The sequence below is a fragment of the Shewanella sp. 5_MG-2023 genome, assembly GCF_030547465.1.
Taxonomy (GTDB): domain Bacteria; phylum Pseudomonadota; class Gammaproteobacteria; order Enterobacterales; family Shewanellaceae; genus Shewanella.
Genome location: NZ_JAUORC010000007.1, coordinates 161,437 through 168,314 on the forward strand (window position 1 = coordinate 161,437; position 6,878 = coordinate 168,314).

Below are 6,878 nucleotides of genomic sequence, written 5' to 3' on the forward strand. Positions count from 1 at the left end.
AAAAATGCTCTCTACTTAAGCTTGCGACGACGTAACCAAAGTAACGGCAGAGCGAATAACCAAGCAAAGCTAGCCGCCCCTTTTCTTACATAGGGCTCATCTTCTACGTCATCACTTTCAGTACAGGCTTGTTCGTTACCTGATACCGGTTTCATTACCACCATACGCGGTAAATAAGACGTTACAGGGTCGCCATTACCATTTATTTCAAATAACGGTAGGTTAGTGTCTTCATCAAGAATCAAATTACCATCGGTATCAAATTGGTATAAAGGTTTACGAATAAATGCTGTACCTACAATGGTGCCGTCTTCATTGATGTCATTGGCCTCAACCACATATATTTCACTGTCATAGCTTAAAATTGAGCCGTCACCATCAATAACCTCAACCGGATAACGAGTCCATTTGCCATCAGCATCTTGCTCATAGCCTTTTGACTCACACGTTAAAGTCGCATTAAGGTTCACAAATTCATCATCACCGATGTTATAAAGAAAACCTGCTTTTGGTCGCGGCTTATCTTTATCATAAGTGACCTCAATATTACCAACCACTTGACCTGCATTATTAATGGCTTTTGGGTAACTACTTAGCTCTGAAATACCTGAATCTTGAAAGTCACTAGGTACTACGATTTCAGCAGATGGGTTGTTAATATCGTAATAGAAGAACTTATCCCGTAAAATTCCACTGACATATTTATAAAAAGTACCGATGACGATACCGTTGTCGTTAATATCACGAGCTATTGAACTATATACATCATCTTTGAAAATATCGGTATCAATCCACTGGTATTCATATTCTCCTTGGGCATTTTTTACCCAATAGGCAGCGTCTTGATAAAGGTCATCTTTTTTACCATTACGGTAAACGTGTGAGCGCCCTACCACTACATCATTGTTGTTAATACCTAAAGCCTGAGCGGTATACACTAAAGTAGAGTCTTCATCAGGGGTTAACCCTAACTCTAGCTCAATCACGTTTTCAGCAGGAATAGTATTATCATCAGCAATTTGCCATACGTGGGCGCGGGTTTGATACTGAATGTTACGACGACCATTTGATGGGAATTGATCTGCCTGTACGCATATTTCAACTGGCGCTGGCGAGTCTTCATCTGCGTCTAAATCTGCGTCAATACAACTATCGATACGATCTGAGCTGAATTCAATAATGTCAGTACTGGCATAACCTGCCACCAAATTATTATCGTTAATTGCCGCAGCCGCTGACCAGCCACCTAACTCAACTTCAAAACCATCATCTTCACGAATATAAGTTTCGTAAGATGGTACTAATTCAAGTTCTTCTCCGTCAGGCGTGACAGCGACACCACGAAGCTCAAAATCGCGATAGTACCAAAACTCTTGGTCTTCATCACTACCAACATAGTCGATAGTTTTTTCAGGCGCAGTATATGAACCAACTTTGTAATTGTTGTCATTCATGCCATAGAAAAAGGTATCAACCGAATTGATAATTAACTCGCCTTCATCATCAACATCGGTTGGTGCTGTAGTGCCATTAACGCTATAGAAGTTTGGATACCAAGCTGACTCAGCATCGTTTTCTTCCGCTGTGAAAGTAAAGTTATTTGCCACCAGAGGCAAAAATACTGAATAAATAATGGTTTCTTCAGGTGCGATACCATCTTCTACATCAATAACGTCATTGTCATCTTCGTCATCATCGACAGATAGTTTTTTCTTACCTTTAGAAACACCTACAAGTTCATTGTTGGCATTAACAGCCATGGCGTAACCACTTCGGGTACCGTCTACTGTGCCTTTAAGATCAAAATCTTCAATGTTTACAATTTCATATACTGGAGCGGCATGTACACTTCCGATAGCGCCAAGCACACTCAAGGCAACGACAGATAATGCCTTATCAAACTTCGACTTCATTATAATTCCTATTATTATTATACGCTTACTTCAGTGATTCGAGTTCTTCCCAACGCTCGAAGCAAGTGTCCAATTCCTGTTCTTTTGTCGCCAATGCTTTAAGCACTGAGTTGACGGTATCTTGTGGTTGGCTATAAAAATCAGCTGAAGCCACAGTATTTTGTATTTCTTCTACTTCTTGTTCTAACTTTTCCATTTTACTCGGTAGTTGTTCGAGTTCACGTTGAAGTTTGAACGATAATTTTTTAGGTGCTGTACTGGCAGCTTTAGTCTGCTTTACAGGCTTAGTTTCTACTGGCGCAGGAGTTTGGACAACAGATGTTGCTGCTTGTTCCTCAGAATAAAATTTAGCGCCCTGAGAGACGGCATCATTGTATCCGCCAACATACTCATGCCAGTTACCATTACCGGCAAACCACCAACTACTGGTCACGGTATTATCAATAAATTCCCTGTCGTGACTAACAATCAATAAGGTCCCTTTAAAATCAGTTAGTAAGGACTCTAACAATTCTAGGGTCTCAATATCAAGGTCATTGGTTGGTTCATCGAGAATAATTAAGTTTGCAGGTCGCAATAACAAGCGTGCTAATAGCAATCGGTTTTTCTCACCACCTGATAACGCCTTAACAGGGGTACGTGCACGCATAGGTGAAAACAAGAAGTCTTGTAAGTAACTTAATATATGACGATCTTGACCGTTAATCGTAACGGTTTTCTTACCGTCGCCTACGTTTTCTTCAACGGTTTTTTCTGGATCTAACGCTTCACGGTATTGGTCAAAATAGGCAACTTCGAGTTTGGTACCGACTTTAACTTCACCTGATTGCGGCGAAAGCTGCTCAATTAATAGCTTAATTAATGTTGATTTACCACAACCGTTTGGCCCGATTAAGGCAATTCTGTCACCACGTATAACCGTTGAACTGAAGTTTTTAACTAAATCTTTATCAGGTAAATTGTAATTAAGATTATTAATATCAAATACTAACTTACCAGAACGCTCAGTATCACTGACGTTCATCTTGGCATTACCTTGACGATTCAGGCGCTCACTGCGTTCATTTCTTAATGCTTTAAGGGCGCGCACTCGGCCTTCATTACGGGTACGTCTGGCTTTTACCCCTTGACGGATCCAAGTTTCTTCTTCTGCTAATTTTTTGTCAAAATGGGCATTTTGTTCCGCTTCAACACGCAACCACTCTTGCTTACCTTCTAAATAAGCATGGTAATTACCCGGCCACGATGTCACTACGCCGCGATCTAAATCAACAATGCGTGTTGCCATACGATGAATAAAGCCACGGTCATGACTGACAAACACGATAGCGCCTTTAAAGTTTAATAAAAACTCTTCAAGCCATTCAATGGTATCAATATCAAGGTGGTTGGTCGGTTCATCAAGCAATAATAAGTCCGGTTCGCTAACTAGGGCTCTTGCTAATGCCACTTTACGCTGCCAGCCACCTGATAACTCACTAAGGGGTTTATCGGGATCTAAGCCTAACAATTCACAATTTTGAATAATACGAGAATCTAAATGCCAGCCGTTATTATGATCTAATGACTCTTGCAAGCGCTGCATTTGATTGAGCATCTTGTTCATTTCATCAGGTTCAGCGGTAGCAACGTCATGTGAAAGCTTATGATAACGCTCTAGCATTTCACCAATTTCTTTTAATGCTAAAGAGATATATTTATAAACCGTGCCGGTTTCAGCTTTAGGCGGATCTTGCTGTAGTCGACTGACATTCACATCAGAGGCAATATTAAATTCACCGTCATCAAGTAATACATCACCTGACAGCACTTTCATTAAACTTGATTTACCCGCCCCATTTCGGCCTACGATACACACTCGCTCACCAGGTAAAATAGTGAAATCAGCATTTTTCAATAACGGGGTATAGCCATAGGCTAAAGAGCCATTATTAATACGAACTAAACTCAAGCGACGCTCCTAATAAATTCTGTTAACTGCTGGGCATCAAAGGGCCAAAACAATTCTTTTTCATCCATAACTAACACTGGTATAGAGATGCCATAACGGCTTGCCAGTGTGTCATTATCGCAAATATCAATATGTTGATAGTCAATGCCTAATTGCTCAACTAACGCTTGAGCAATTTCACACAGATGACAGCCATCTGTGTGATATAAAATTAGGCCTGCACTGTCTGTTGTTGGGTTAGAACTCATACTTTTAACCTTAAAGCTTATTTAGCGTAAGGAGACTTAGCATGGGTAATTAACCAAGTATTATGGATGTGCGGATTACGCTTATAATCCAATGGTAATGTTTGACTATCGATATTTTTAATGTCCATTTTATATTGGCTTAAAAGCTCGATATCCATTTTAAATTTACGCTTATTATTCGAGAAAATAATTTCGCCATTAGGGCTTAATACTTTAATCAAATCAACCAGCATTGCCGCATGGTCTCGTTGAACGTCCCAGCTATCTTCCATTCTTTTTGAATTAGAAAAAGTTGGCGGATCGATAAATATCAGATCGAATTTCTCTTCACAATCTTTCACCCACTGAATACAGTTAGCTTGGATGAATTGATATTGCTTACCTGATAAATTATTTAAATCAAAATTCTCTTTTGCCCAAGCAAGGTAAGTATTTGACATATCGACTGTAGTGACAGATTTAGCCCCACCTAATGCCGCATGTACCGATGCAGAGCCTGTGTAAGAAAATAAATTCAGCACATTTTTACCCGCTGATTTTTCACCAACTAATTTACGGGTCAAACGATGATCTAAGAATAAACCGGTATCAAGGTAGCCAGTTAAATTTAACTTAAACTTAGCGCCATACTCTTGGGTAATGATCTCCAGCTTTTGTTGATCAAGCTTTTGATACTGGTTGGTGCCCTTTTGCTTTTCACGGGTCTTTAAGGTAACGCGATCAGGGTCCATATTTAATGCTGCAGGCAATGAAAGTAATACATCGGTTAAACGACGCTTTGTCACCGCTTCAGGAATAGTCGCAGGCGCAGAGTATTCTTGAATAACCACATAATCGACATATTTATCAACTGCCACATTGTATTCAGGTAAGTCAGCATCATAAATGCGGTAACTATCAATACCTTCTTTTTTAGCCCACTTGGTTAGTTGCTTCATATTCTTTTTAATACGATTAGCAAAAGCAGGCGAGATATCTGCAATATCAACACCTTCAGGCAACACCGGCATTTCACGGCGAGTGCTTTTAGCATGCAAAGTATATAAGTTAAAGCCACACTCTAGTGCACCGTTAAACATCTTCATTTGCTTATCGGCTTTTAGCTTTAATGCTGAGAGTAATTCAATATCACTACACAACATGGCAATTTTCCAACCGCCAAAGTCTTTTTTAAACTTATCGCCAAGCTTGTAATACAGCTTCAATAATTCCGTAATGCTACCTAAACGCTCACCATATGGTGGGTTTGAGATTAAGAAACCCGCTTCTACTGGTGGAGTAACATCAAGTGCATCTGAAACACTAAATTCAATTAAATCAGCAACACCGGCGTTTTCTGCGTTTTGTTTTGCAAGCGCTACAAGGTGACCGTCAATATCAGAGGCAAAAAACTTCAATGCGCAGCGAGTTTTACCAAGACTGGCTCGGGCTTTTGCTTCATTTAAAATCCCTTGCCATAGGGTATCGTCATGTTGATGCCAATGCTCAAAACCAAAACGGGCGCGTTTAAGAGCTGGAGCAATATCTGCAGCCATTAATGCCGCTTCGATAACAACGGTACCACTGCCACAAAAGGGATCTAATAATGTAATTGGATTTGCTTGCCAACCACTTCTTATAAGCATGTTAGCGGCTAAGTTTTCTTTCAGAGGTGCTTCACCGGTTATTGATCGGTAGCCACGTTGGTGTAAAGAAGCGCCAGAGAAATTAACTGAAAGCGTTAATTGATTATTACGATAATGGGCATCAATTCTAAATTCAGCATTGACGCGTCCAACATCAGGTCTATCTAAACCATCATCGCGAAAACGATCCACAACCGCATCTTTGGTTTTTAAAGCGCCAAACTGGGTATTATTAATAAAGCCGCCAGTACCGTGAAAATCGATACTGAAGGTACTATCGTTTGAGAAGTGAGACGGCCAATCAATACTGTAAGCTGCGTTATAAAGTTGCTCAGCAGATTCACAAGCACCTTTATAGATAACCACAACAATTCGGCTAGCAAGTCGAGTCCACAATGTAATTCGATAGGCAAGTTCTAACGGCGCAGAAAAATACACACCAGCGACGCTTTCCTTAACATCAGTAGCACCAAACTCTTTAAGCTCATTGGATAAGCTATATTCAAACCCCTTTGGGGCAGCAGCAAAAAAATTTAACATGGATAGACAGTCATCAACTCACAGATATAATTAAGCATGCATTATATACCTAAACCGATATTAGGTGTGAAAATGTCTGTTAATTGCCACATTTTATACAATACATTACCGATATAGCCCTGTATTGGTGAGTAAACTTTCATTTCTGTTTCAAAACTACGGCTATAACAGGGCTATCTGCCTTATAAAGCCGCTATTTTTTGCTATTGGTGCTCAGTAAGTCAGCAAGCAGTAATAAAGTTGTCATTATGACTTGCCAAGAACAAGATTGGCCGTTATAGTCTGCCCCGCTTAAACGGACGCGGGATGGAGCAGTTTGGTAGCTCGTCGGGCTCATAACCCGAAGGTCGTTGGTTCAAATCCAGCTCCCGCAACCATTTAACCTTAGTAAGCAGACAATTAGTTAGCATATAAATAGTCGGGCTCAGCTAATATAAACTGGCAAAGGTCGTTGGTTCAAACCCAGCTCCTACAATCATTTAATCATGGTTGCTAAAGAGAAGTTTAAGCAAGTTAGTTTTTATTCGGACGCGGGATGGAGCAGTTTGGTAGCTCGTCGGGCTCATAACCCGAAGGTCGTTGGTTCAAATCCAGCTCCCGC

At 40.3% G+C, this 6,878-nt stretch carries 4 protein-coding genes and 1 tRNA gene; 1 reads left to right on the forward strand and 4 read right to left on the reverse strand.

Annotated elements, in window-relative coordinates; translation table 11 throughout:
• Nucleotides 1–11: 11 nt before the first annotated feature.
• The 4 genes from Q4557_RS05925 to rlmKL are packed head-to-tail and all read right to left on the reverse strand — an operon-like array spanning nucleotide 12 to nucleotide 6,277.
• Nucleotides 12–1,913, reverse strand: coding sequence for a DUF3466 family protein (locus tag Q4557_RS05925; protein ID WP_303411341.1), 1,902 nt, complete (start codon nucleotides 1,911–1,913; stop codon nucleotides 12–14).
• Nucleotides 1,914–1,938: 25 nt separating this feature from the next.
• On the reverse strand, nucleotides 1,939–3,864 hold the full coding sequence (locus Q4557_RS05930) for an ABC transporter ATP-binding protein (protein ID WP_102476871.1): 1,926 nt from the start codon (nucleotides 3,862–3,864) through the stop codon (nucleotides 1,939–1,941).
• Nucleotides 3,861–4,112 carry a glutaredoxin family protein gene (locus Q4557_RS05935; RefSeq protein ID WP_102437661.1) on the reverse strand — a complete coding sequence of 84 codons (252 nt, stop codon included), beginning with the start codon at nucleotides 4,110–4,112 and terminating at the stop codon, nucleotides 3,861–3,863. Before Q4557_RS05935 ends, Q4557_RS05930 begins: the two co-directional genes overlap by 4 nt.
• Before the next feature lie 17 nt (nucleotides 4,113–4,129).
• A complete protein-coding gene (rlmKL, locus tag Q4557_RS05940) occupies nucleotides 4,130–6,277 on the reverse strand; it encodes a bifunctional 23S rRNA (guanine(2069)-N(7))-methyltransferase RlmK/23S rRNA (guanine(2445)-N(2))-methyltransferase RlmL (protein WP_102476872.1) in 2,148 nt (715 codons plus the stop codon).
• A gap of 300 nt (nucleotides 6,278–6,577) precedes the next feature.
• Here rlmKL and Q4557_RS05945 point away from each other — a divergent pair.
• A tRNA-Met gene (locus tag Q4557_RS05945) sits at nucleotides 6,578–6,654 on the forward strand.
• The last annotated feature ends 224 nt before the right edge of the window (nucleotides 6,655–6,878 follow it).

Bases quoted from the DNA above. Each gene is read 5' to 3' on its own strand.
- Q4557_RS05925 (WP_303411341.1), bottom strand. From the start codon at position 1,913: ATGAAGTCGAAGTTTGATAAGGCATTATCTGTCGTTGCCTTGAGTGTG.
- Q4557_RS05935 (WP_102437661.1), bottom strand. From the start codon at position 4,112: ATGAGTTCTAACCCAACAACAGACAGTGCAGGCCTAATTTTATATCAC.
- rlmKL (WP_102476872.1), bottom strand. From the start codon at position 6,277: ATGTTAAATTTTTTTGCTGCTGCCCCAAAGGGGTTTGAATATAGCTTA.